At 61.6% G+C, this 833-nt stretch carries 1 protein-coding gene; it reads right to left on the reverse strand.

The genetic code is table 11. From position 1 onward, the window contains the following. Window positions 1-833 (reverse strand): outer membrane beta-barrel protein (locus CSC62_RS17315; RefSeq protein ID WP_484573173.1); only part of this gene is annotated, 833 nt, incomplete at both ends.

Here is an 833-nt window from a genome sequence, read left to right on the forward strand (position 1 = left end):
TGTCGGCACTGTGCTGCCAACGCAGGTTGGTGCGCTTGTCCTTGTTGATCTTGTCGGTGGCCTGCGCGAGCGTGTTGGTACCGCCGACGTTGGCGGTCTGGGTCTCGTCGCGGTAGATCGTGCTCAGTTCGATGCGATCGCGATCGGTGGGCTCGAAGTCGATCTTGCCGAACAACAGGTCTTCTTCGAACGGCATATTGGCCGGGCCATACTGGCTGGCCAGGTTGGCCGGCAGCTGGCTGACGACCGCCGCCGCCTCGGAACTCGGCTGCACGCTCTTGGGCGCCACGTTTTCCTTGCCTTCGTAGGCAACGAAGAAATGCATGCGATCCTGGATGATCGGCCCGCCGAGCGCGAAACCGTATTCCTTGGTCTGCGAATCGATCTTGCCGTTGGCTTCTTCGTCGGGCCGCTTGTCGCGTAGATCCTGATCGGTATAGCGATAGAACGCTTCGCCGTGGAACTCGTTGGTGCCCGACTTGGTGGCCGCGGTAATCGCCGCGCCACTGATCTGGCCGTACTCGGCTTTGTAGTTGGAAGTAATGACCTTGTATTCGCCGATCGCCAGCTGCGGGAACGGGTTGCCCTGCGTATCGCTTTGACCGGCGACGCCACCGCTACGTACGTAGCTCTTCTGGCCCACGCCATCGATGTACAGATTGCCGGCACTGGCATTGGACGCACCGCCGCGCAGCTTGGTGTTTCCGTTGCCATCGACCTGGAACACCATGCCCGGCACGGTGTCGGCGAATTCCAGGAAGTTGCGCGTCGCCTGCGGCAGCTGCTGGATCTGGTGCAGCGACACCACGTTGCCCACTTCCGAGGTCTTGACG

Origin of the sequence: Pseudoxanthomonas jiangsuensis (genome assembly GCF_010093185.1) — a bacterium.
In the GTDB taxonomy this organism is placed as follows: Bacteria; Pseudomonadota; Gammaproteobacteria; order Xanthomonadales; family Xanthomonadaceae; genus Pseudoxanthomonas; species Pseudoxanthomonas jiangsuensis.